24 protein-coding genes and 1 rRNA gene are annotated in these 24,004 nt (G+C 48.5%); all 25 read left to right on the forward strand.

Annotated elements, in window-relative coordinates; translation table 11 throughout:
- The first annotated feature begins 6 nt into the window (after window positions 1–6).
- Window positions 7–3,015 (forward strand): CoB--CoM heterodisulfide reductase iron-sulfur subunit A family protein, encoded by a 3,009-nt coding sequence (locus BR02_RS0111135; RefSeq protein WP_031516502.1) that lies wholly within the window; start codon window positions 7–9, stop codon window positions 3,013–3,015.
- A gap of 37 nt (window positions 3,016–3,052) precedes the next feature.
- Window positions 3,053–3,472: a hydrogenase iron-sulfur subunit gene (locus BR02_RS0111140; protein ID WP_031516504.1), complete on the forward strand. Its 420-nt coding sequence runs from the start codon at window positions 3,053–3,055 to the stop codon at window positions 3,470–3,472.
- A 10-nt stretch (window positions 3,473–3,482) separates the two neighbouring features.
- The gene (locus BR02_RS0111145; protein ID WP_031516505.1) at window positions 3,483–4,433 is read left to right on the forward strand and encodes a 4Fe-4S dicluster domain-containing protein; all 951 of its coding nucleotides are present in this window, start codon (window positions 3,483–3,485) and stop codon (window positions 4,431–4,433) included.
- A gap of 11 nt (window positions 4,434–4,444) precedes the next feature.
- The gene (locus BR02_RS0111150; protein ID WP_031516506.1) at window positions 4,445–5,464 is read left to right on the forward strand and encodes a 4Fe-4S dicluster domain-containing protein; all 1,020 of its coding nucleotides are present in this window, start codon (window positions 4,445–4,447) and stop codon (window positions 5,462–5,464) included.
- Between the two features lie 4 nt (window positions 5,465–5,468).
- A complete protein-coding gene (locus BR02_RS0111155; RefSeq protein WP_031516507.1) occupies window positions 5,469–6,314 on the forward strand; it encodes an FAD/NAD(P)-binding protein in 846 nt (281 codons plus the stop codon).
- Between the two features lie 128 nt (window positions 6,315–6,442).
- Window positions 6,443–7,630 carry a dihydropteroate synthase gene (gene folP / locus BR02_RS0111160; protein WP_031517112.1) on the forward strand — a complete coding sequence of 396 codons (1,188 nt, stop codon included), beginning with the start codon at window positions 6,443–6,445 and terminating at the stop codon, window positions 7,628–7,630.
- A gap of 10 nt (window positions 7,631–7,640) precedes the next feature.
- Entirely contained in the window at window positions 7,641–8,027 is a 387-nt protein-coding gene (gene folB / locus BR02_RS0111165) for a dihydroneopterin aldolase (RefSeq protein ID WP_337999142.1), read from the forward strand.
- Window position 8,028: 1 nt separating this feature from the next.
- Entirely contained in the window at window positions 8,029–8,517 is a 489-nt protein-coding gene (folK, locus tag BR02_RS0111170) for a 2-amino-4-hydroxy-6-hydroxymethyldihydropteridine diphosphokinase (RefSeq protein WP_031517114.1), read from the forward strand.
- A 97-nt stretch (window positions 8,518–8,614) separates the two neighbouring features.
- Window positions 8,615–9,157 carry a PH domain-containing protein gene (locus BR02_RS0111175; RefSeq protein ID WP_031517115.1) on the forward strand — a complete coding sequence of 181 codons (543 nt, stop codon included), beginning with the start codon at window positions 8,615–8,617 and terminating at the stop codon, window positions 9,155–9,157.
- Window positions 9,158–9,460: 303 nt separating this feature from the next.
- A complete protein-coding gene (locus BR02_RS0111180; RefSeq protein WP_031517116.1) occupies window positions 9,461–10,348 on the forward strand; it encodes a Rossmann-like and DUF2520 domain-containing protein in 888 nt (295 codons plus the stop codon).
- Entirely contained in the window at window positions 10,341–11,174 is an 834-nt protein-coding gene (gene panB / locus BR02_RS0111185; protein ID WP_031517117.1) for a 3-methyl-2-oxobutanoate hydroxymethyltransferase, read from the forward strand. The genes BR02_RS0111180 and panB overlap by 8 nt, the downstream gene beginning before the upstream one ends.
- 13 nt (window positions 11,175–11,187) lie before the next feature.
- The gene (panC, locus tag BR02_RS0111190) at window positions 11,188–12,036 is read left to right on the forward strand and encodes a pantoate--beta-alanine ligase (RefSeq protein ID WP_031517118.1); all 849 of its coding nucleotides are present in this window, start codon (window positions 11,188–11,190) and stop codon (window positions 12,034–12,036) included.
- 3 nt (window positions 12,037–12,039) lie between these two features.
- The gene (gene panD, locus BR02_RS0111195; protein WP_031517120.1) at window positions 12,040–12,423 is read left to right on the forward strand and encodes an aspartate 1-decarboxylase; all 384 of its coding nucleotides are present in this window, start codon (window positions 12,040–12,042) and stop codon (window positions 12,421–12,423) included.
- Between the two features lie 113 nt (window positions 12,424–12,536).
- Window positions 12,537–13,433: a quinolinate synthase NadA gene (gene nadA, locus BR02_RS0111200; RefSeq protein WP_031517122.1), complete on the forward strand. Its 897-nt coding sequence runs from the start codon at window positions 12,537–12,539 to the stop codon at window positions 13,431–13,433.
- 15 nt (window positions 13,434–13,448) lie between these two features.
- Entirely contained in the window at window positions 13,449–15,032 is a 1,584-nt protein-coding gene (nadB, locus tag BR02_RS0111205) for an L-aspartate oxidase (protein WP_031517124.1), read from the forward strand.
- Window positions 15,033–15,043: 11 nt separating this feature from the next.
- A complete protein-coding gene (gene nadC / locus BR02_RS0111210) occupies window positions 15,044–15,889 on the forward strand; it encodes a carboxylating nicotinate-nucleotide diphosphorylase (RefSeq protein WP_031517126.1) in 846 nt (281 codons plus the stop codon).
- 139 nt (window positions 15,890–16,028) lie between these two features.
- The gene (locus BR02_RS0111215; RefSeq protein WP_031517128.1) at window positions 16,029–17,000 is read left to right on the forward strand and encodes a biotin--[acetyl-CoA-carboxylase] ligase; all 972 of its coding nucleotides are present in this window, start codon (window positions 16,029–16,031) and stop codon (window positions 16,998–17,000) included.
- 98 nt (window positions 17,001–17,098) lie between these two features.
- On the forward strand, window positions 17,099–17,683 hold the full coding sequence (locus BR02_RS0111220) for a biotin transporter BioY (protein WP_034639312.1): 585 nt from the start codon (window positions 17,099–17,101) through the stop codon (window positions 17,681–17,683).
- 92 nt (window positions 17,684–17,775) lie between these two features.
- Entirely contained in the window at window positions 17,776–18,540 is a 765-nt protein-coding gene (locus BR02_RS0111225; protein WP_031517132.1) for a type III pantothenate kinase, read from the forward strand.
- A gap of 4 nt (window positions 18,541–18,544) precedes the next feature.
- Window positions 18,545–19,501 (forward strand): tRNA dihydrouridine synthase DusB, encoded by a 957-nt coding sequence (dusB, locus tag BR02_RS0111230; protein WP_031517134.1) that lies wholly within the window; start codon window positions 18,545–18,547, stop codon window positions 19,499–19,501.
- A 165-nt stretch (window positions 19,502–19,666) separates the two neighbouring features.
- Complete coding sequence (locus tag BR02_RS0111235; protein WP_031517136.1) at window positions 19,667–20,203, forward strand: transcriptional regulator; 537 nt, start codon at window positions 19,667–19,669, stop codon at window positions 20,201–20,203.
- 17 nt (window positions 20,204–20,220) lie between these two features.
- Entirely contained in the window at window positions 20,221–21,297 is a 1,077-nt protein-coding gene (locus tag BR02_RS0111240; RefSeq protein WP_031517138.1) for a shikimate dehydrogenase, read from the forward strand.
- Between the two features lie 217 nt (window positions 21,298–21,514).
- Window positions 21,515–21,988, forward strand: coding sequence for a transcription elongation factor GreA (gene greA, locus BR02_RS0111245; RefSeq protein ID WP_031517140.1), 474 nt, complete (start codon window positions 21,515–21,517; stop codon window positions 21,986–21,988).
- A gap of 38 nt (window positions 21,989–22,026) precedes the next feature.
- On the forward strand, window positions 22,027–23,496 hold the full coding sequence (gene lysS / locus BR02_RS0111250; protein WP_031517142.1) for a lysine--tRNA ligase: 1,470 nt from the start codon (window positions 22,027–22,029) through the stop codon (window positions 23,494–23,496).
- A 363-nt stretch (window positions 23,497–23,859) separates the two neighbouring features.
- Window positions 23,860–24,004: ribosomal RNA gene (locus BR02_RS0111255) — 16S ribosomal RNA — on the forward strand; the annotation flags it as partial.

Genomic DNA, 24,004 nt, shown 5'->3' on the forward strand with positions numbered 1-24,004 from the left:
AAAACTATGAGTACAAAAAAGATAGGAAGTGTACTGGTATTAGGTGCAGGAATTGCAGGTATACAGGCATCACTGGACCTGGCCGAGTCAGGCTACTACGTGCACCTGGTGGAGAGCAGTCCTGCCATAGGCGGCACCATGCCCGCCCTTGACAAAACCTTTCCCACCAACGACTGTTCAATGTGTATACTGTCCCCAAAACTGGTGGACTGCGGCCGTCACTTGAACATTAACGTAATGACCACCAGCGAGCTGGTAAAGCTGGAAGGGGAGCCGGGCAACTACAAGGCCACCATAAGAACCCGTGCCCGCTACGTGGACCCGGAAAAATGTACCGGCTGTGGCTCCTGTGCAGAGAAATGTCCGGTAAAAGTAGACGACAGCTTTAACCAAGGCCTGGACAAAAGAAAAGCCATATACAAACTCTATGCCCAGGCATACCCCAATGCCTACGCCATTGACGGAGACAGGTGCTTAAAACTGAAAAAGCCCAAGGCCTGCGGTAAATGCTTAGAAGCATGTCAAGCGGACGCCATCGACCACACCATGGAAGATACCGAGACAGTAATAGAAGTAGGGGCAGTAATTTTAATGCCCGGTTTTGACGCCTTTGACGCCAAAAAGCTGGACTACTACGGCTACGGCAAAGTACCCAACGTAATAACCAGCTTAGAATTTGAGCGTATACTATCAGCATCCGGACCCTTTGGCGGCCACCTGGTACGCCCGTCAGATCACAAGGAGCCCCAAAAGATAGCCTGGATTCAATGCGTAGGTTCCCGTAACTGCAAAGAGGACCACGGCTACTGCTCATCTGTATGCTGCATGTATGCCATCAAAGAGGCGGTAATTGCCAAAGAGCACAGCAAAGCCGAACTGGACACCGCCATTTTCTACATGGACATGAGAACCTACGGCAAAGAATTTGAAAAATACTACAACCGCGCCGTAGAAGAAAACGGCGTAAGATTTTTAAGAAACCGCATATACGAAGTGACAGCCGGCGAAGACGGCGCAGTAAACATTCGCTATGCGCTGGAAGACGGAAAGATACAGGTGGAACAATTTGACCTGGTAGTACTGTCCGTTGGCTTAGAGCCTAAGAAAGAAGCGGTGGAACTGGCAGAAAAGCTGGGCATAGAACTAAACCAATACAAATTCTGCCAACCCCAAGGTCTGACCGGCATAGCCACCAACAAAGAAGGCATATACGTGGCGGGAGCATTTTCCGGTCCCCGGGATATACCCGAGACAGTAATGCAAGCCAGTGCAGCGGCCGGTGAAGTGCAAGCCCTCTTGGCCGAAGCCAAAGGCACCCTGACCAAAGAAAAAGAATACCCGGCAGAACAAGATGTAACCGGAGAAGTTGTGCGCACAGGCGTATTTGTTTGCCACTGCGGCATAAACATCGGCGGCGTGGTGGACGTACCCAGCGTAGTTGAATACGCCAAGACCCTTCCGGGCGTAGTATTTGCCACCGACAAAATCTATGCCTGCTCCCAAGACTCTGCCGGACAAATAAAAGAGGCAATAGAAGAACACAAGCTAAACCGTGTGGTGGTAGCCTCCTGCAGTCCTCGGACACACGAGCCCATGTTCCAAGAGACCCTGAAAGAAGCAGGCCTAAACCCCCACCTGTTTGAACTGGCCAACATCAGAGACCAATGTTCATGGGTACACATGAACGAGCCTGAAAAGGCCACCGAAAAATCCAAAGACCTGATAAAAATGGCAGTAAACAGAGTGCGCCTGGCACAGCCGATACATCCGGTAACCCTGGACATGAACCACGACGTTTTAGTAATCGGCGGCGGCGTATCCGGAATGAACAACGCCCTAAACCTGGCTAGCCAAGGCTACCAAGTATACCTGATAGAAAAAGAAGCAGAACTGGGCGGAATAGCCCGCCGCATGACCTACGGCATGAACGGCGAAGACATACCGGCCTACCTAAACCAACTGATTGACCAAGTAAAAAGCAACGACAAAATCAAAGTATACACCGGTGTAGAAATAGCCGACGTAAACGGCTTTATGGGCAACTTCACCACCAAACTGACCAACGGCGAAGAACTAAAACACGGTGTGGCCATAATAGCCACCGGAGCCCAAGAATACAAACCGGAAGAATACCTGTACGGAGAGAACCACCGGGTACAAACCCTGCTGGAAATGGAAAACGAAATAGCCAAGGGCAACTTTGACAAAGTCAACAACGTAGTAATGATCCAGTGCGTGGGCTCCCGTGACAGCGAACGCCCATACTGCAGCCGTATCTGCTGCACCAAATCAATCAAACTGGCCTTAAAAATCAAAGAACGCCGTCCCGAAGCCAACGTATACATTCTCTACCGGGACATCAGAACCTACGGCTTCTTTGAAGACCTGTACACCGAAGCACGGCAAAAGGGCGTAATCTTCATCAGATACAGCGAAGACAACAAGCCGGTGGTAGAACTGACCCCCAGCAGCCTAAAAGTAACAGTGACCGACCACGTGCTGGGAGAGCCGATAGAAATTCAAACAGACGCAGTGGGTCTGGCCTCGGCCATCGTACCCCCGCTGGAAACAAACAAAAAACTGTCCCAGTTCTTTAAAGTACCGTTAAACCAAGAAGGCTTCTTCCTAGAAGCACACCTAAAACTACGTCCTGTGGACTTTGGAACCGACGGAGTATTCATGTGCGGTTTAGCCCACGGTCCAAAGAACATGGAAGAAAACATTTCCCAGGCCAAGGCAGCGGCAGGGCGTGCGGCCACCGTACTGGCTAAGCGCGACATCATAGTAGAAGGCAAGAGCGCAGTGGTAGACAAGAAGAAGTGCGCAGCCTGCGGAGCCTGTGAAGCAATCTGCCCGGCCAAGGCAGTACAAGTGGATTTAGAAGAAAAAGTGGCAGTGGTCAACGAAGCTCTGTGCAAGGGATGCGGTGCATGCTCCTCCTCTTGCCGGTGTGGTGCCATCAATATCAAAGGCTGCACTGACGAGCAAATAATGGCCATGGTGAGCGCCCTTTAAGATGAGCTCACTCACTGAAAGACAGGAGGGTAGACAAATGTCATACGAACCCAAAGTGGTAGCCTTTTTATGTAACTGGTGTAGCTATGCCGGTGCGGACCTGGCGGGAGTAGGCAGACTTCAATATCCCCCCAACGTACGCGTTGTACGGGTTCCGTGCTCGGGTAGAATCAACCCCTTATTTATCTTTTCGGCCTTAAGAAACGGAGCAGACGGTATACTAACCTCCGGTTGCCACCCCGGAGACTGCCACTATGTCAGTGGTAACTACGTGGCCCGTCGCAAATTTGCCCTTTTAAAGAGCATGCTGAACTACATGGGAGTTGAAGAAGACCGGGTAAACTTTACCTGGGTATCTGCAGCTGAAGGCGGCAGATTTGCCGATGTGGTATCCAAAGTAAGCGAGCGAGTAAAAGAGATTGGACCCCCCAAAGGGGTATTTAAAAAAGCGGATTGAGGTGTAGCGGATGCAAAATCTAAGTAAAGTAATACAAGACACCGCCAAAAAACTCTTAGAAGAAAAGAAAGTAGACCTGGTGGTGGGGTTTGCCCAGGGAAGCCTACCGCTCCGCAGCACACCTTACTTTGCCCGGACGGTAGACCAAGCGGCGAACCTGATTTGGGACGAATACTGCGAAAACAACCTTACCAACTACCTAAGGAAACGGGAAGAGAAAGTAGCAGTGGTGGCCAAAGGCTGTGATACCAGATCAATAGTGGCCCTGATGAAAGAAAACCAAATCGACCGTGAAAAGCTGTACATCATAGGAGTGCCCTGCCAGGGAATGATAGACCGCAAAAAGGCATCAAAACTGGTGGGCGGAGAAATACTGGAAGCCGAAATAAACGGCGAAGAAATAACACTGAAAGGCAATGGCTTTGAACAAAAGGCACCCAAGGCAGAACTATACTACGACACCTGTATCCGTTGCGCCTACGGCAATCCGGTAATATATGACGAACTGGTTGGCGAAGAAGTGGCTGCCAAAGAACTAAGCTTTGCCGAAGTGGAAGAATTTGAAGCAAAGAGCGCAGAAGAGCGGGCAAGCTTCTTAGCCCAAGAGATGGAGAAGTGCATACGTTGCTATGCTTGCCGCAACGCATGCCCGACCTGCTACTGCCCAGAATGCTTTGTGGACACATCCAGCCCGCAGTGGATCAGCAAGCGGGCATACAGCGCCAAAGACAACCTAATATTCCAGGGCGTGAGAGTATTCCACCAGCTGGGGCGCTGCGCCGACTGCGGAGCCTGTGAGCGGGCCTGCCCAATGGGCATAAAGCTTTCGCTTTTAACCCGCAAAGGAGTAAAAGACGTAAAAGAAACCTTTGGATACGAAGCGGGCCTAAATCCGGACGACAAGCCGGTACTAAACGACTTCACCCCGGACGACCCGCAACCGTTCTTGATGAAGGAATGAGGTGAAAAAGGATGATCATTAAGAAAAGCGAAATTGCCGGACTACTGGACCAGCTAGCTAAAGAATACCGGGTATATGCTCCGGTGGACGAAAACGGCAACATCGCCTTTAAAGCAATAAAAGAAGGTGCTGAAGCCAAGCTGGGCGAGAACTCCAAAAAGCCCCCCAAAGAGATCCTTTTCCCTCAGTCCGAAGAACTGTTTAACTACAGCGTTAACCAAGAGGGACTAAGGATGGACAGCAAGGTGGACGACACCAAGAGCGTAGCCATTGGCCTGCGCCCTTGCGACGCCAAGTCCATAATGCTGCTTGACAACGTATTTTCAAACGATCAGTACCAAGACGTGTACTACCTGGCGCGCCGCGACAACACCGTAATAGTGAGCCTGGGCTGCAACCGGCCCTCCGGCACCTGTTTTTGCACCTCGGTAAACAGCGGCCCCTTTGACACCGACGGCTCAGACGTACTGCTTACCGACATAGGCGAAGCCTACCTGGTAGAAGCCATAACCGAACAAGGCAAAGAACTGGTGGGCAAACTAAACCTGCCGGAAGCAGACGCAGAAGCCAAGGCCCTGGCGGAAAAGGCCAAGGCATCGGCCACAGTAGCCAGTGAAGTGGACCTTGCCGGTTTAAAAGAAAAACTGGACGGCATGTTTACCCACGAATACTGGGATAAATTACACGAAAAATGCATAGGCTGTGCAGCTTGCACCTACCTTTGCCCCACCTGCCACTGCTTTGACATTGAAGACGATGCCAAAGACTGTGAAGGTTGCCGGGTAAGAAACTGGGACGCCTGCATGTTCCCACTGTTTACACTGCACGGTTCAGGACATAACCCCCGCACCAGCGGGAAAGAACGTTTTAGACAACGCGTAATGCACAAATTTAACTACTTCGTAGACAGATACAATGCCACCGCCTGTGTGGGTTGTGGAAGGTGCATCAAAAACTGCCCTGTGAACATGGACATCCGGCAAGTACTGGCGGAAATCAAGGCACAGGACACCGGAAGCGAGGTTGGTTAAGAGAATGGATAGAAACAACCCTTATTTGCCAATACCGATGAGACTGGTAAAGAACTTTACCGAGACCGAAGACAAACTGATCCACACCTTTACCTTGGAGTTTGTAAACAAAGAAGACGAAGAGAACTTCAAGTACATGCCGGGCCAGTTTGCCGAGCTAATGGTATACGGTAAAGGAGAAGCGCCCTTCGGTATCGCCTCTTCACCCACCGAGCCCGGGATACTGAAATTTTCAGTGGCCAAGGTAGGTGTGGTATCCACAGCGCTGCATCTGCTGGAAGAAGGCAGCATAGTGGGTGTGCGCGGACCGCTGGGCAACTGGTACCCTGTGGAAGACCTAAAGGGAAAGAACATAGTAATAATTGGTGGTGGTTTTGCCTTTACCACCCTGCGCTCCACCATTGAATACCTGTTAGACCCCGCACGCCGCGGTGACTACGGGGACCTGACAGTGATTTACGGAGCCCGCAACCCCGGTTTACTGCTTTACAAAGACGAGCTGAAGAAGTGGTCAGAACGGGATGACATAAACCTGGTAACCACCATTGACCGTCCTGTGGAAGGTTGGACCGGGCGCACCGGCTTTATCCCTGCGGTGGTGAAAGAAGAGGCCCCCAGCGCGGAGAACACCGTCTGCATCATCTGCGGACCGCCGGTGATGATTAAATTTACCCAGCCTGTGCTGGAGGAACTGGGTTTTACCCCGGAACAAATAATTATGAGTTTAGAGATGCGCATGAAGTGCGGTTTAGGAATGTGCGGACGCTGTAATATTGGCAGCAAGTACGTCTGCAAAGACGGCCCGGTATTTACCCTGGCACAACTTAAGAAATTGCCTAACGAATATTAATTAAGTAAAGGGCTCGTGCAAACGAGCCCTTTAAATATCTTGTACCCTATACTCTGGTTTATTATTGATAAAAGTACCTTTACCAATATATACTATGCTTGTACAATTGTCTAAACGGGGTGACATTATTGAAATACATTCGCTGTATTGAGATAGATAACAGGGAACAGGCCCAAAGGGAACTAAAGGCCATCGGCTGTGACCCATGGGGCGTTCAGCATATGGCTGACAAGGCTGTTTTTCGGGTCTTAAAGCTTAAAAACATTACCTCCACCCAGGCCAACATCATTAAACAGGAAATGCTTTCCCAGGGGGGAGAGGCGGCGGTGACCCGGGGAGTGGTTAATCACTCCGTTGACCATACCGATATGCTCTTGATGGGCACAGAAACACAGCACCGCCAGGTATGTATGAAACTAAAACAGCAGCCCTTTAAATTGAAGGAAATAGCAGAGGATATTGAGAGAACATTAGCTGCCCTGCAGGCCACAAAAACCCGAGAAATAAACTGCCGGGGCAAAAAAATAATATTGGGCCAGGCTACGCTGCTAATGGGAATCTTAAATTTAACCCCGGATTCTTTTTCGGACGGGGGCAAGTTTAACGCCGTGGACAAGGCGGTGGAGCGAGCCATACAAATGGTTGAACAAGGGGCAGATATCATTGACATAGGCGGTGAATCAACCAGGCCGGGCTATCAAGAAATCACTGTGGAAGAAGAATTGTCGCGGATTATTCCCATTATAGAAAGATTAGCAAAGGAAATAGAGGTACCCCTGTCGGTGGACACCTATAAGGCTGAGGTGGCCCAGGCGGCCTTAGAATCAGGTGTTCACATTATTAATGATATCTGGGCGGGCCAGGCCGACCGCAATATGTTCACCGTGGCTGCCCGGTATAAATGCCCAATCATCTTGATGCACAACCAAGGGCATACCTCCTATGGGGATCTAATTTCCGACATGGTGGAATTTCTGGGCAGGGCTGCGGACAGTGCCATAGGGGCCGGTGTAAAGGCAGAAAATATTATCATTGACCCGGGCATAGGATTTGGCAAGACCTACCGACAAAACCTGGAGGTAATGGCCAGGCTCAAGGAATTAAAATGCCTGGGCTACCCAATTCTACTGGGCACCAGCCGCAAGTCCATGATTGGCTACGCCCTTGACTTACCGGTTGATCAGCGGCTGGAGGGCACCGCCGCCACCGTCTGTTTAGGTATCACAAAGGGTGTTGATATTGTGCGGGTGCACGATGTAAAGGAAATGGCCCGGGTGTGTAAAATGACCGATGCCATTATGAAAAGTATAGGTTAGGGGAATGCAAATGGTAAAGGCAGCCGATAAGATTATCATGAAAGGGATGCAGTTTTATGGCTATCACGGGGCCTTGGAGGAGGAAGGCCGCCTGGGGCAAAGGTTTGAATTGGATTTAGAGTTGTACTTAGACTTACAGCCGGCCGGCAGCACAGACGACCTAAAGAAAACGGTGAGCTATGCCGATGTTTATAAAACGGTGAGCCGGCTCTTTACTGAAAAAAAGTATCAACTGCTAGAAGCCCTGGCGGAAAACATTGCTGTGCAGATAATAAGGCACTTTAACCTTGATGGGGTCAAGGTGAGAATAAAAAAACCCCAGGCACCGATTGATGGCGTGTTTGAATATATGGGCGTTGAAATAGTGCGCACCTCGAAAGGATTAAGGGGAAAATAAGGTGAAAAAAGCTTATGTGGGCATAGGCAGCAACATGGGGGATAAAAAAGCCTATATAGACAAGTCAATGGCCCTGTTGAACAAAAAGCCGGGCATAGGGCTGCTGAGGGCTGCATCTGTCTACCGCACCGCCCCGGTGGGCAAGACCGATCAAGATTGGTTTTTAAATACAGTGGTTGAATTGGAGGTGAGCCTACGGCCTGAAGAATTGCTGGCGGAGCTGCAGCAGATAGAAGAAGTCTTGGGCCGGGTGAGAAGGAGCCGCTGGGGCCCGCGGACCATAGATTTGGACTTGCTCCTTTATGAGAACCTTGCAATAAAGACACCCAAGCTGGTGCTGCCTCATCCCAGAATGCACCAACGGGCCTTTGTAATGGTACCGCTGGCGGAATTAATACCGGACCGGATTATACATAAGGGCTTTACAGCAGGGGAACTGGCTGAAAAACTGATGTTAGAGCAGGAAATAGAAAGGCTTTCAGATAATTGACGGCAAGGCCAAGGGACTTTTGTTAATATCCTTGCAGGGCCGGTTATACCGGCCTATAATGTATATATTTAGCTAACTGGCAAATGGGGGGAGAGAAATGGCGGAGTTTCAACTGCTTATACCCGGCAACGTTAAATTTGCAAATGCCTTAATTGTGGCCAGTGTATTGCTGTCGGGGGTAGTGGTTTGGCGCAGAATGAAAAGGCGCACCCAATTAAAGGGTAGACTTATTTCCCTGGCACTGATACTGGCTGTGGCCGGCCTCTTTGTTTATTTTTTTATTTTTGCACCAATGCAAAACAAGGTACTAGTCGGTTACGGCACCTTAGAGGTTCATGCCCTGCCTTACGCGAAGGAAGTGGTTCATCGGGAGGATCTTGTGGCTGTTTATGAGGTGGAACTGGACCAAAGGGAAGAACTTAAACCCGTAAAAAGAGTAAGAGGAATGGGTATCGGTAATTTCCGGGTGGGAAGATATCAATTACAAAACGGGGCCACGGCAACTTTTATGGCCGCCGATAATAAAATGATCTGCCTGGAGCTGGAGGACAAGTACCTATTGTTGGCGCCCGGTAATTACGATGATTTTAAAAAGCGGGTAAGTGAATTTGCCGGCCTTGAATCCCAAGGGGACCAATAGATAAGATACTTGTGAAAATTAACTTTAGCTGCCGGTCCAATTGTCCATCCGGCCCCATTGTGCTAAAATAGCAGTGTTAGAGGACGGTATCTTAAATAAGAACTGTACCTGGCTGCTGTTTAAAGCTGTAGGCAATCTTGTTTCTCTTTGTTTAAAAGTAAATAGCTCTTTGCCGCTTGGAGCCTATTTGGACCGAGACGGAAGCCTATATAAGCACGTTCAACGACCTTTTGGGTTTCCGGGGGGTCGTTTTTTGTTTTTTTTAAGCTGAACGCTTTCATTTTATAGGATAGGGGTGTTTCAATGGCTAAACCTTCAATAGCGGTGGTGGGGGCGGGAAAGGTTGGCTCTGCCTTGGCAGTGACCTTGCAGCGCTTGGGTTATCCCCTAATTGGGGTAGCCAGCCGCAATATTAAAACTGCCCAGGCCCTGGGAGAGCGGTTGTCGGTAAAATACACCGACTTCCCTGCCGAGGTTACCGGGGATGCTGAAGTAGTTTTCATTACCACCCCTGACCGCCATATATCTGCCACAGCCCAATTGATTGCAAATGAGGGCGGTTTTACCAAGGGCCAGGTGGTGGCCCATACCAGCGGTTCCCTGGCCGCATCTGCGGTGGGCATTGCCCGAAGTTGCGGCGCTGCGGCTGCTGCCCTTCACCCCCTGCAAGCCTTTGCGGATGTGGAAATGGCAATAGCTAATCTGGCGGGAAGTTACTTTGCCATGGAAGGGGATCCCGAGGGGTTGGCGGTTTTACAAGGGGTGGTTGAGGATTTAAAGGGTAAAGGCTTTATCATTAAAGAAGCTGACAAGCCCTTATACCATGCAGCCGCCGTGGTGGCTTCTAATTATCTGGTGGCCCTTATTCATATGGCCACGGAGATGTTAAGCAAGATGGGTTTAGACGGCCGGCAAGCGGTGGAGGCTTTACAGCCGCTGATCCTGGGCACCATAAACAACGTGAAAAGCAAGGGCACCGTCGAGGCTCTGACGGGCCCGGTGGAGCGGGGGGATGTGGTGACCGTAGAAAAACACCTTGCTGCCTTAGAACAAATGGAAATAGATGTGCAAGAGGCCTATAAAAGGCTGGGTATTATCACTGCCCATATGGCTGAAAATAAGGGTACCATTGACAAAGACCTTGCCCGCATAATAAAAAGACTACTGGGAGGAGACCGAAACAATGACTAAACCTTTAACTACCTTTGACCTGTTAAAAATGAAGAAAGAAAATAAGCCCATTACCATGCTCACGGCCTACGACTACCCCACTGCCCAAATGGTTGACAGTGCAGGCATTGATATGATACTGGTGGGAGACTCCTTGGGAAATGTTGTGCTGGGATACGACACAACGGTGCCGGTGACAATTGACGATATGGTCCACCACACTAAGGCGGTTACCAGGGGTGCAAAGAGGGCACTGGTGGTGGCCGACCTTCCCTTTTTAACCTATCACCTATCCCGGGAAGAAACACTGCGCAGCGCCGGCAGGTTGATGCAGGAGGGGGGAGCCAAGGCAGTTAAGCTTGAGGGCGGTCAGGAACTGGCTGAGACAGTTGAAGCCCTGGTTACTGCCGGAATACCGGTGGTGGGACATATGGGCCTAACTCCCCAATCGGTACACCAAATGGGTGGGTACCGGGTGCAGGGCAAAACAGCCGCTGCCGCCCATAAACTGCTGGAGGATGCCAAGGCCCTGGAAAAGGCAGGTATTTTTGCATTGGTACTGGAGTGCATACCTGCGGAGTTGGCCAAGAGGATTACCGAGGCCTTAGATATTCCCACCATTGGTATTGGGGCCGGTCCCCACTGCAGTGGTCAGGTGCTGGTGATCCATGACCTTTTGGGAATAAACAGCCAATTTAAGCCCAAATTTGTAAAAAGGTATGCCAATTTGCACGAGGATATTGTTAAGGCCCTGGAAAGCTACCGGGACGAGGTGGAAAAGGGGCTGTTTCCGGGACCGGAGCATACCTTTTCCATGCCTGATGAGGAATTGAAAAAAATCTATTAAAGAGGGTGTGCCTGTGATCCTATTAAAGACCTGTGTAGAAGTGCAAAATTATATAACTGAACAAAAGAAGCAAAATAAGACCATTGGTTTGGTGCCCACAATGGGTTATTTTCATCAAGGCCACCTGTCACTGATGGAAAAGGCGGTACGGCAGTGTGATAAGGTGGTGACCAGCATTTATGTCAACCCCCTCCAGTTTGGCCCCCGGGAAGACCTGGCCTCTTACCCCAGGGATTTGGAGCGGGACCTCGGTTTGGCTAAGGGGGCGGGTGTTGATGTGATCTTTGCGCCCACCGACAGCGAAATGTATCCCCAGGGCTTTAACACCACCGTGTCGGTGGGTGAGGAACTTACCGATAAACTTTGCGGCAGCAAAAGGCCAGGGCATTTTACCGGGGTATCAACGGTGGTAACAAAACTTTTAAATATTGTAAAGCCCCACAAAGCTTATTTTGGGCAAAAGGATGCCCAACAACTGCTGGTGATAAAAAGGGTGGTGGCGGATTTAAACATGGATACCGAAATTGTTGCAGTGCCCACGGTGCGCGAGCAGGACGGCTTAGCCATGAGCTCGCGCAACACCTATCTTACCCCGGAGCAAAGGGCGGCAGCCACCGTTTTATACCAAAGCTTACAAATGGCTAAGGGTGCGGTGAAAGAGGGCCGGCGCCGGGTGCCGGAAATTTGTCAAATGGTTGCAGATCAAATAAAGAAGGAGCCACTGGCAAAACTGGACTATGTTGAGCTCTACTCTTATCCCCATTTAAAGAGCATAGACGAAATTACCGGACCGGCCCTGCTGGCGGTGGCGGCTTTCTTTGGCAAAGCTCGGCTGATAGACAATATTATTTTGGAGGCGTAAAAGTTGTTTTTAACAATGTTTAAAAGTAAAATTCACCGTGCCACAGTTACCGAAGCAAACTTAAACTACATGGGCAGTATAACAGTGGACAGTAAACTGCTGCAAATGGCAGAAATACTGGTGCACGAACGGGTGCAAGTTGTAAATTTAAACAACGGAAGCCGTTTAGAAACCTATGTCATCCCAGGGGAATTCGGCTCCGGAGTGGTGTGCTTAAACGGTGCCGCCGCCAGATTGGCGCAGCCGGGAGATAAGGTAATTATAATATCTTACGCAATGATGGAAAAGGAAGAAGCCCTTAGTTACCGGCCAAAAATAGTAATGGTAGACGATAAGAACCGGCACACTGAAATATATTACGAAGAATACCATACCCAGAAAGTTTAGATTATTGACAATTTAGTAAAATCAATAATACAATTGAAAGTAAATTATTTTGACACTACTCCATTACTTAAAAGGAGCTGAAAAAGTTGACTTTTGATGAAAACGTACAAAAAATGTGGGAAGACATTAAACAGTTAAAGAAGGAACGCAATGCCATTATACTGTCCCATTTATACCAGCGGCCCGAAATTCAGGAAATAGCGGACCTGGTGGCAGACTCCTTAGAGCTGGCCCGGAGGGCCGCCCAAACGGATGCCGATGTAATAGTGCTCTGTGGGGTGCATTTTATGGCAGAAAGTGCAGCCATTTTATGTCCCGATAAAATTGTTCTTTTACCTGAAGAAGATGCCGGTTGCCCCATGGCTGATATGGTCACACCGGAAGCCCTGAGGGCTAAAAAAGCGGAAATGCCCAATGCAGTGGTTGTAACCTATGTAAACTCCTCGGCTGAAGTTAAGGCAGAAAGTGATATCTGCTGCACTTCAGCAAATGCGGTAAAAGTCATCCAGTCTATACCCGAAGATAAGGAAATATTATTTGTACCGGATAAAAACCTGGGCCAATTTGCAGCCAAGCAAGCCAACAGGGAAATGGTAATGTGGGAGGGCCACTGCCGCACTCACGATTTGGTAACCCCTGAGGAGTTATTAGAAGCAAAGAAAAAATACCCCGAGGCAAAGGTGATGGTTCACCCCGAGTGCCGGCCGGAAGTAACTGCTTTGGCGGACCACGTGTCCAGCACATCGGGCATGCTGCGTTATGCCAGGGAAAGCCAGGCAAAGCAATTTATAGTGGGCACCGAGTCGGGGATACTGCATCAACTGTGCAAACAAAACCCAGACAAGGAATTTCACATTCTGCATAAAAAATTAATATGTCCCAACATGAAGGCGACCACACTGAAGAAGGTAAAGGAAGCCTTGGAAAATATGCGGCCACAAATTACAGTGCCGGCCCACATCAGAGAGCGGGCGCTAAAATCGCTGGAACGGATGCTTGAGGTTAAATAACCCTTTAGGAGGAAGATGGTGGACAGGCACTACCTAGTAAACTTTAACAGTGACAATCTGCCCCAGTATCAAACGGAGTTGCTGATTGTCGGCGGTGGCATAGCCGGGCTCTACACTGCTTGGAAGGCCATAGAGGCAGGCTTAGAGGTTACCTTGCTCACAAAGCGCACCATTATAGACAGCAATTCAGACCGGGCCCAGGGCGGCATTGCAGCTGCCTTGGGCAAAACCGACTCACCGGAACTGCATTATGAGGATACCATGCTGGCCGGTGCCGGCCTTTGTGATGCCGTGGCTGTCAAGGTGCTGGTAAATGAAGGGCCCTCAAGGGTGCAGGAACTAATTAATATGGGAGCTAACTTCGATCGACACGGAAATCAGCTGGCTATGACCAAGGAAGGTGCCCACAGCAAGAGGCGTATTTTACACGCCCATGGAGACGCCACCGGAGCGGAAATCATTTGCACCTTAATGCAGCAGGTGCTGAACCAAGGAAAGGCTCTAGTATTAGAGCAGCACTTTGTGGTTGATTTACTGGTGAAGGACGGAGTATGTTGCGGTGTCTTGGCCTACGATGAAAGATCGCAGGAATACTGCATTTATTGGACCAAGGCGGTGGTAATGGCATCGGGCGGTGCAGGTAGATTATACAAATACACAACCAACCCCGAAGTGGCAACGGGAGACGGCATAGCAATTGCCTACCGTGCCGGGGCTGAAGTGATGGATATGGAGTTTGTGCAATTTCACCCCACCACCTTAGTGCTGCCCAACGCACCCAGGTTTTTAATTTCTGAAGCGGTGCGGGGAGAGGGGGCCTTGCTGCGCAACAGCCAGGGTGAAAGATTTATGCCCCGTTATCATGGCATGGCGGAGTTAGCGCCCCGGGATATCGTCTCCCGGGCAATACTGTCTGAAATGGCGGCCACACAAAAGAGTTATGTAAACTTAGACTTGACCCATATAGCCGCAGACAAAATTAAAAGGCGTTTTCCTACCATTACCGCCACCTGTGCCAAGTACGGTTTAGATATTACCAAGGAGCCGATACCTGTTGCCCCTGCGGCCCACTATCTTATGGGGGGCATTAAAACCAATTATAACGGCTTAACTTCTATACAGGGTTTATATGCCTGTGGGGAAGCTGCCTGTTTGGGGGTGCATGGGGCAAACCGCCTTGCCAGCAATTCATTGTTGGACGGCCTGGTGTTTGGCAACCGCATAGTGAAGCATTTGATGAAGACAATAGACGGTATATCCCTTAATAAGGAAAGATTTATATGCCAAGATTTATTTGAGCCTGCCGGAGATGTGGAAGCAATATCGGAGCAATTAAAATGGACCATGGGGGAAAACGTTGGCCCCTTGCGGACCATTCATCGGCTGACCCGGGCATTGGCCTTCTTTGAACAAAACGAATGGCTTAAAAGGCACCGCTGTAGAAATGCCCGGGAGATGGAGTTGCGTAATATGCTTGAAGTGGGTAAACTAATAACAGAGGCAGCCATGATGCGAACTGAGAGCAGGGGCGGCCATTTTAGGTTAGACTTTCCCGAGACCAGTACACGTTGGGAAAAGCATATTATACTAAGGCGCTAGGAGAGTGCGATATGGAACTGAATCCGCTGCTGGTGAAGGAATTAATTCACCGTTGCCTGTTGGAGGATATCGGTACCGGAGACATTACCACAAATAGCCTGGTACCGGAGGGGGCAGTGACCACCGGGATTATTTATACCAAAGAAGCCGGAATTATTGCCGGAATGACGGTGGCCCAAGAGGTATTTAAACAATGGGATCCGTCCATTTCATTTGAAGCTAAGGTAAAAGACGGGGACAAGGTAGAGCCCCGCACAGTCTTGGCTGAAGTCAGAGGTAGTGCCAGAACCATATTAACTGCCGAGCGGCTGGCCTTAAATTTTTTACAGCGCCTGTCAGCCATTGCCACCAAGACAGCCCAACTGGTGGAGTTGATTTCCATGTATCCGGCGAGAATAGTGGATACCCGGAAAACAACACCGGGCCTACGCTTTTTAGAAAAATATGCCGTACGGGTGGGCGGAGGGCATAACCACCGCTTTGGCCTATATGATGCTGTTTTAATTAAGGATAACCATATTAAAATAGCCGGCGGCATCACCCAGGCAATAAATCTGGCCCGGAAAAATAACCCCCATACCGTAAAAATAGAGGTAGAGGTGGAAGACCTGGCCGGCCTTGAAGAGGCATTGTCGGCAAACCCCGATATTATTATGCTGGATAATATGGAGCCCTCTTTGATGAGAGAGGCTGTGGAAATGGTAAACGGAAGAGCCATAATAGAGGCTTCGGGCGGCATATCCGAAGAGGACGTTGTGATGGTTGCTAAAAGCGGCGTGGATTTAATATCCATCGGCTCGCTGACTCATTCGGTAAAGGCGCTGGATATCAGTCTGGATGTGGAAGAGATAAAGTAAAATTAGCTGTTGAGGGGTGGGATCAATCTTCCACCCCTTGTTTTTTTCGATAAAAGCTGCCAAAAATATTGCACTGCTTTGTTAACCTATGCTATCATAGTGGTTAACAATCGAAGCTAATCCATGGAGTTGAAGCTTAATGCGGGATAAGGTATTACATACGCTGAAAAAAAATAAGGGCCGGTGGGTTTCGGGGGAAGATATTTGTAAACAGTTAGCCATTTCGCGCACCATGGTTTGGAAACACATTGGGAGTTTAAAGGAGCAGGGCTATCAAATAGAAACCCAAAGGCGCTTGGGATATCGCCTGCTGAAAAGCCCTGACATTTTATATCCCCAGGAAATTTATGCCGGCCTCAACACTAAGCTTATGGGCAGCAAAATTATTCACCTGGAAAGGGTTGACTCAACCAATGAGGTGGCCAAAGGGCTGGCCCGGCAAGGTGCTGAAGAGGGAACGGTGGTAATAGCGGAGGAACAAAATTGTGGTAAGGGTCGTCTGGGCAGGCATTGGTATTCCGCAGCCGGGAAAGATATTGTTTTTTCTGTATTGCTCAAGCCTAAGATCAGTCTGTCAGAAACACCCCAGGTGAGCATGTTGGCAGCGGTTGCGGTGGCCAGGGCCATGGAGGCTGTATGCGACACCAAGGTGGGTATTAAATGGCCCAACGATTTATTAATCAACAACAAGAAGTTTTGCGGTATCCTGGTTGAAATCGGGGCAGAGATTGACTGTGTACGCCATGTGGTGCTAGGGATTGGAATTAACGTAAATTCACTGGCTGATAATTGGCCTCGGGAAATAAGAGGGCACACAAGCTCTTTACGGGCGGAAGTTGGGGAAAAACTGTCCCGGGTTAAGGTATTACAGGCGGTGCTGAAAGAGCTGGACCATTTATATTCTGTTTGGAAAGAAGAGGGCTTTGCTGCAATTTTAAAGCTCTGGCGCACCTGGTGTATTTCCCAACATTGCAATGCCCGGGTGGAAACCCTGCAGGGCAGCTACACAGGCCGGATAGAAGGGGTTAACAACACCGGGGAGCTGCTGTTGAGAATGAGTGACGGTAGCATCAGGGCCTTTTCCTCCGGAGATGTGTCGCTCAGGCTGTAAGGCAAATTATTGTGGGATTATTGTTAACCAAGATTCCATATACGGTTAACAGTTTTGCCGGGGGGTTGTGGCTGTTAACAATAAAGGAGGTAGTTATTTTGCGCTTTAAAGTTAGGGAGATGACCCTGGTTAGCCTTATGACTGCAGCCATGGCGGTGGCGGCAGTGATATTTAAATTTTGGCCGGTGGCCTTTGGCACCGTGCCCTTCAGTGTGCTTCCCTTTATGGCGGTGCTGGCGGGGGGTATGCTGGGGCCCAGGCTGGGGGCTTGGAGTGTGGTGGTATACATAATGATGGGTTTGATAGGGATACCGGTCTTTGCAACGGAACCCTACGGCGGCATTGTTTATGTGCTAAAACCCACCTTTGGCTTTACCCTGGGCTATGTGGCTGCCGCCTATGTCAGCGGCCATATTATCAGTAGAAAGGGAAAAGGGGATCTTGGTTTATTCACCTGCAGCCTGGCCATGTTTGCCGGCATGGCTGCCATCTATGCGGTGGGTATGCCCTATTTTTATTTCATGATGAATTTTTACTTGGGCAGTGCAGTCACCTTGGCACAGATGATAATAGCATTTGTACCCTTTATCATTTTTGATCTAGTTAAGGCTGTGGCTGCAGCCATGGTTACCCGATTGGTACTAAAGGCGGTGCCAGCCCTAAACAATGCCTATGGGGCCTGAGGGATCAGGGCATAGATGTTGCCATAGCTTATCCTGTTTGGTAAAATTGTGCTTAGTTTTAAAAAGCTAATAAATGATGGGGGAATAATAAGGTGATACTGGTTTTTGATGTGGGCAACACTAATACCGTACTGGGGGTATTCAATAGGGATCAATTAATTGCCCATTGGCGGATTTCAACCAATCGCAATCGCACCGCCGATGAGTACGGCATCTTGCTTGCCAATCTTTTTCAATGTGCAGGCCTGGATAAAAGCCAAATAAGCGAGATGATTATTTCTTCTGTGGTACCGCCCCTGATGCAAACCCTGGAAACCATGAGCCAGAGATACTTTAATGTGCGCCCCTTGGTGGTTGGCCCCGGCGTAAAAACCGGTATGCCCATTAAAGTGGACAATCCCCGGGAACTGGGGGCGGATCGCATTGTCAATGCTGTTGCCGGCTTCCATTTACATGGCGGCCCGCTAATTATTGTTGATTTTGGCACTGCCACTACCTTTTGCGCAGTAAATGCAAAGGGTGAATACCTAGGGGGTGCCATTGCTCCGGGTATTAGAATATCCACCGAGGCGCTTTTTGCCCAGGCTGCTAAACTGCCCCGGGTAGAGTTAAAGTCACCGCCGTCGGTTATCGGCAAGAACACTATACACAGCATGCAATCGGGGATTATATATGGGTATGCAGGTTTGGTGGAAGAGATGGTTAGAAGGTTTAAAAATGAATTGGGAGAATGCAAGGTGATAGCCACCGGCGGTTTGGCAGAGCAAATTGCCCAAGAGGCAAGCTCTATCGATAAGGTAGAGCCTTTTCTAACACTTATTGGACTGCGGCTCATATATCTGCGCAACAAGGAATGATTTTATGCAAATCGGTAGGGTTAAACTGGCTAACAGGGTGATTTCCGCTCCCATGGCAGGGGTAACCGATCGTGCCTTTCGGGTGCTGGCCAGGGAGGCCGGATGCGGCCTGGTATGCACAGAGATGGTTAGCGATCAGGCCCTAATGTATAACAATAAAAAAACTTTACGCATGGTGGATTTTCAAGATGAACCGGGGCCCCTTAGTGTGCAAATATTTGGTTCCAATGTGGAGTATATGGCCAAGGCTGCCCAAATAGTGGTTTCCCAGGGGGCCGATATTGTAGACATCAATATGGGTTGCCCTGCCCCAAAAATAGTAAAAAATAACGAAGGTTGCGCCTTGATGAAGAACCCCCAGCTGGCAGCCGATATTGTGAAAGCAGTTGTGGAAGCGGTGGAGGTGCCGGTAACGGTTAAAATGCGTAAGGGATGGGACCAAAACAGTGTCAATGCAGTGGAGCTGGCGGAAAGGGCGGTGGCTGCCGGGGCCCAGGCCATTACGGTGCATGGCCGAACTCGGGACCAGTTTTACAGCGGTGCCGCCGATTGGGATATTATTCGCCGGGTAAAGGAAGCGGTGGAGGTGCCGGTGATCGGAAACGGTGATATTTGGTCGCCCTTGGACGCTAGGGATATGATGGAGCAAACCGCTTGTGACGGGGTGATGATTGGAAGGGCTGCCATGGGAAACCCCTGGATATTTAAGCAAACCATACACTACTTAGAAACCGGCCAACTGCTGCCCGGCCCCCAGCCGGAGGAGCGCATTCAAATGGCCATTCGCCATTTGGAAATGATAGTTGATGATAAAGGTGCCTTTATCGGCGTGTCGGAAATGCGTAAACATGCGGCCTGGTATACAAAGGGCTTTCGCGGTGCAGCTTCCTTGCGTCAGCGTATTAACCAAGCCCAAAGCCCGGAAGAACTAAAAGAAGTACTCCTGTCGGCCCTGCCCTAAAGTTATTTTACTTTAGGGTTTTTTTATTTTTTAAGGATGTTATACTATGCCTTAGCCCCGGCCGGTTACACTAATAATTGCATTTTTGAAAAAAAGTGTTTATGATATATTGGTATACAAAAGTGTGCACATAATAAATATAATACTGGTGGGGTCTATTTTATTATGGATTTGGTTAGAATTGGCAATAAAATAGTAAGCAAAAGAAAGATACATAAGGTGGTTGATGAGCTGCTTCAGCTGCGTGCATCGGGCATACCGCAGACGGAGGCTGCATCTCGGCTGGGTATAGACAGGACTTTTGTTTCGCGGCTGGAATCCCTGGGTGAAATACGAAAGGGAAAAAGTATTGCGGTGATTGGCTTTCCAATTGTAAATAAGCAAGAGCTCCGCTTGGCACTGGAAGGGGAAGGTGTTGACTTCATATACCTGCTGACCGAGCGGGAGCGGTGGGATTATGTGAAAAATCGCAGCGGCTTGGATTTGTTTAACAGCATTATGGAAATCATTGCCAAGGTACATGCCTGCGATCAGGTAATTGTGCTGGGTTCCAATCAAAGAATAAAACTGGTTGAGGCAGTGTTAGATAAAGACGTGATTGGATTTACCTTGGGCGAATCGCCAATTACAGAGGATTGTTATGTGGAATCCGATGAGGTGGTGGCCATGGTAAGGGCTATCAAGCGAGAAATTAATACTTAATTTAGGGGGAATTACATATGGAGCGGTTTGCCTTTATTATTCATCCCTTGGATGTTTCTGATGTGGCAAGAAAGTTTAGCTTTTCAAAGTTTATGCCAGATGCTTTGGTGGAAAGGGTACTTAGGTTAGTGCCGCCTTTTACCGCTTCACATATTACCGGTATTAAATCCAAACAAAATATTGAGGCTGAGGGTTGGTTTGTTACTTGCCCCCTAACGGCCAAACAAATGATGTCGCTGCCCCAAGAGAAGGTAACAAGTAAGATTATTCAAGCCGGCAAGGTGGCCCAAGAATTGGGGGCTAAAATAGTGGGACTGGGTGCCTTTACCTCGGTGGTGGGGGATGCAGGCATTACCGTGAGTAAAAACCTAGATATTGCTGTAACCACCGGCAACAGCTATACTGTGGCCACTGCCATTGAAGGAACTAAGCGGGCTGCTGAAATGTTAGGCCACCAACTTTCAGAAAGCCACTTGGCCGTAATTGGAGCCGGCGGCTCCATTGGCCAGGTATGCTCCATTATTATGGCCCGGGATGTTAAACACTTAACCTTGGTGGGCAGAGACACCGCCAAACTAAAACCCCTGGCCCAAAAAATACTTTATGAAACCGGACTGGCTGCCGGAATAACCTCTGATGTGAAGAAGGCGGTCAGAAAGGCGAATATTGTAATAACAGTTACCAGCTCTGTGGACACTGTTATAGAGCCCGAAGATCTGCAAAGCGGCACGGTGGTGTGCGATGTTGCCCGGCCAAGGGATGTTTCCAAGCGCGTGGCGGAAGAAAGAAATGATGTTTTGGTAATAGAGGGTGGCGTTGTTGAAGTGCCCGGCAACGTGGAATTTAATCTCGACTTCGGCTTCCCCAAAAAAACGGCCTATGCCTGCATGGCAGAAACCATGATGCTGGCACTGGAAGGCTGTTATAAAAGCTTCTCATTGGGTAGAGACCTTACAGTAAAGCAAGTGGACCAGATAACGGAATTGGCAAAAAAACACGGATTTAAACTGGCTGGTTTTAGGAGCTTTGAAAGGGCGGTAACCGAAGAGGAGATCAAAAGAATTAAACAACTGTTCACAGCCCGGGCATCGTAATTAAACTAAAAATAAAGGGCGGGGTAACCTTGACAAACAAGAAAGCTGCCCGTATAATGTCATAGGTAACTGGAGAATAATGTGAGCACTGCAAGACCTTAACTTTGCAGTGCTTTCAGCGTACTTATGGGTTTTTTTGTTGCGAATAATATGGGTAAAAACACATATATTGTTTGTTAGAATGAATCCCAATATACAGATAGGAGCAGGGATGATGATGAGGGAAAAAGAAACCATTGTAACCTCAGAAGGTTTAAAACAACTGGAAAAAGAACTAGAGGTTTTAAAAAGTGTAAAGCGGAGAGAGGTTGCCCAAAGAATTAAACAAGCCATAGAATTTGGTGATATCAGTGAAAACTCTGAGTATGAAGATGCCAAAAATGAACAGGCCTTTATTGAAGGGCGCATTATAACCCTGGAGAAAATGCTGCGCAATGCCAGGGTAATTGAAAATGGGAACTTAGACAAGAATACTGTGGCCTTGGGGTCAACGGTACTAATAAAGGACTTGGAGTTAGGTGATGAGATTAAGTATACCATTGTCGGTTCGGTGGAGGCTGATCCAGACAGCAATAAGATTTCAAATGAATCACCTGTTGGCAAGGCTATATTAGGACAAAAAAAGGGTGAAGTTGTGGTTGTAGAGGTGCCGGCAGGAAAACTTGAATATAAAATAGTAGATATATTATAATTTTGACAGTAGTCCTAAGGAACATCGGGGGGTTGTAGATGGCAAACGTTGAAGAATTAAATGAACTAATGCAAGTGCGTCGAGAAAAACTAAATGAAATGTACAATGATAACATCAAGCCATATGGGGGTAAATTTGACCGGACCCACCTGGCTGCAGAAATTGTAGATAATTTCGAGACCTATGAGGGACAAACTGTGGTGTTGGCAGGGAGGATAATGGCCAAGCGCGGTCACGGGAAGGCCAGCTTTGCAAACCTTCAGGATGGAAGCGGCACAATTCAGATATACGGCAGATTGGATGATCTGGGCGAGAAAAGTTATCGCTGGTTTGAGAAGTTGGATATTGGCGACCTTATAGGTGCCACAGGCAAGGTGTTTAAAACCCGCCGCGGTGAAGTCACTGTTTCACTGACGTCATATACTATACTGTCAAAATCCCTGCGCCCCTTGCCGGAAAAGTGGCATGGTCTCAAGGATGTTGATTTACGCTATCGGCAAAGGTATGTTGATTTAACAGTTAACCCCGATGTGAGGCAAACCTTTATTACCAGAAGCCGCATAATAAAAGAGATTCGCAACTACCTGGATAAACAGGGCTTTCTTGAGGTGGAGACCCCGATGATGCAGCCAATTGCCGGGGGAGCCGCTGCCAGGCCCTTTATCACCCATCATAATGCTTTAGATATGCAGCTGTACTTGCGCATTGCTCCGGAGCTCTACCTAAAGAGGCTGCTGGTGGGAGGATTTGAAAAAGTATATGAAATAAATCGCAACTTTAGAAACGAAGGTATTTCCACCAAGCACAATCCTGAATTTACCATGCTGGAGCTATATCAAGCCTATGCTGACTACGAAGATATGATGGAACTAACTGAAAATCTAATTAGCACTGTGGCCCACAAGGTCTTGGGCACGACGCTGATTACCTATGAGGACCAAGAGATTAACTTAGCTGCACCATGGCAAAGAATACCCATGCTGGAAGCGGTTAAGATGCATAGTGGGGTAGATTTTGGCCAGATAAAAACCGATGAGGAAGCCAGGGCTAAGGCAAAGGCCCTGGGGATAGAGGTGGAGGCCGACGAATCCTGGGGTAGCGTACTAAACAAGGTGTTTGAAGAGAAGGTAGAGCCTCAACTGATTCAACCAACCTTTATATTAGACTACCCGGTGGAAATATCTCCCCTGGCCAAAAGGAAGGATGATCAACCTGAACTAACATACAGGTTTGAACTCTTTATCTATGGCCGTGAATTGGCCAATGCTTTTTCAGAGCTCAATGATCCCCTTGATCAAAGGGAGCGCTTTCAAAATCAACTGAAGAAAAGAGCTGCCGGTGATGATGAGGCTCATATGATGGATGATGACTACATTCAGGCATTGGAATATGGAATGCCCCCGGCCGGTGGCCTAGGCATAGGCATTGATCGATTAATTATGTTGTTGACCGATTCTCCGTCCATAAGAGATGTAATACTGTTTCCGTTGATGAGGCCCCGGGATTAACCGGGGCAAATTTTATTATTGACAAGCAAAAAAGGTTCTGCTAATATATATCTTGTGGCTGATTCGACAAAGACTTGCCGAATATAGCCCGAAAAAATATCTTGACAGCAAACTTTACTTGTGGTAACATTTTTAATCGAGACAACAAAAATTATCAACAAAAAACATCATTGATCCTTGAAAACTAAACAGCAAGAGATGGATGTAAAAGTTCTATATAATAGAACCACAAAATAGAACCACAAAATCTCGTCAAACGCAAAAGCGTGGAGAGTAATTCAGACAACGAAGAGCCAAAGAGCTTTTCCATAAGATGAATGGTTCAAAAAATACTCATTATTTTTTGAACATCATTATAAAAATTTTATGGAGAGTTTGATCCTGGCTCAGGACGAACGCTGGCGGCGTGCCTAACACATGCAAGTCGAACGGAGATCTACCGGTGAAGTTTTCGGACAGAACCGGTAACATCTTAGTGGCGGACGGGTGAGTAACGCGTGGATAATCT

Source organism: Desulfofalx alkaliphila DSM 12257, assembly GCF_000711975.1.
Lineage (GTDB): Bacteria > Bacillota > Desulfotomaculia > Desulfotomaculales > Desulfohalotomaculaceae > Desulfofalx > Desulfofalx alkaliphila.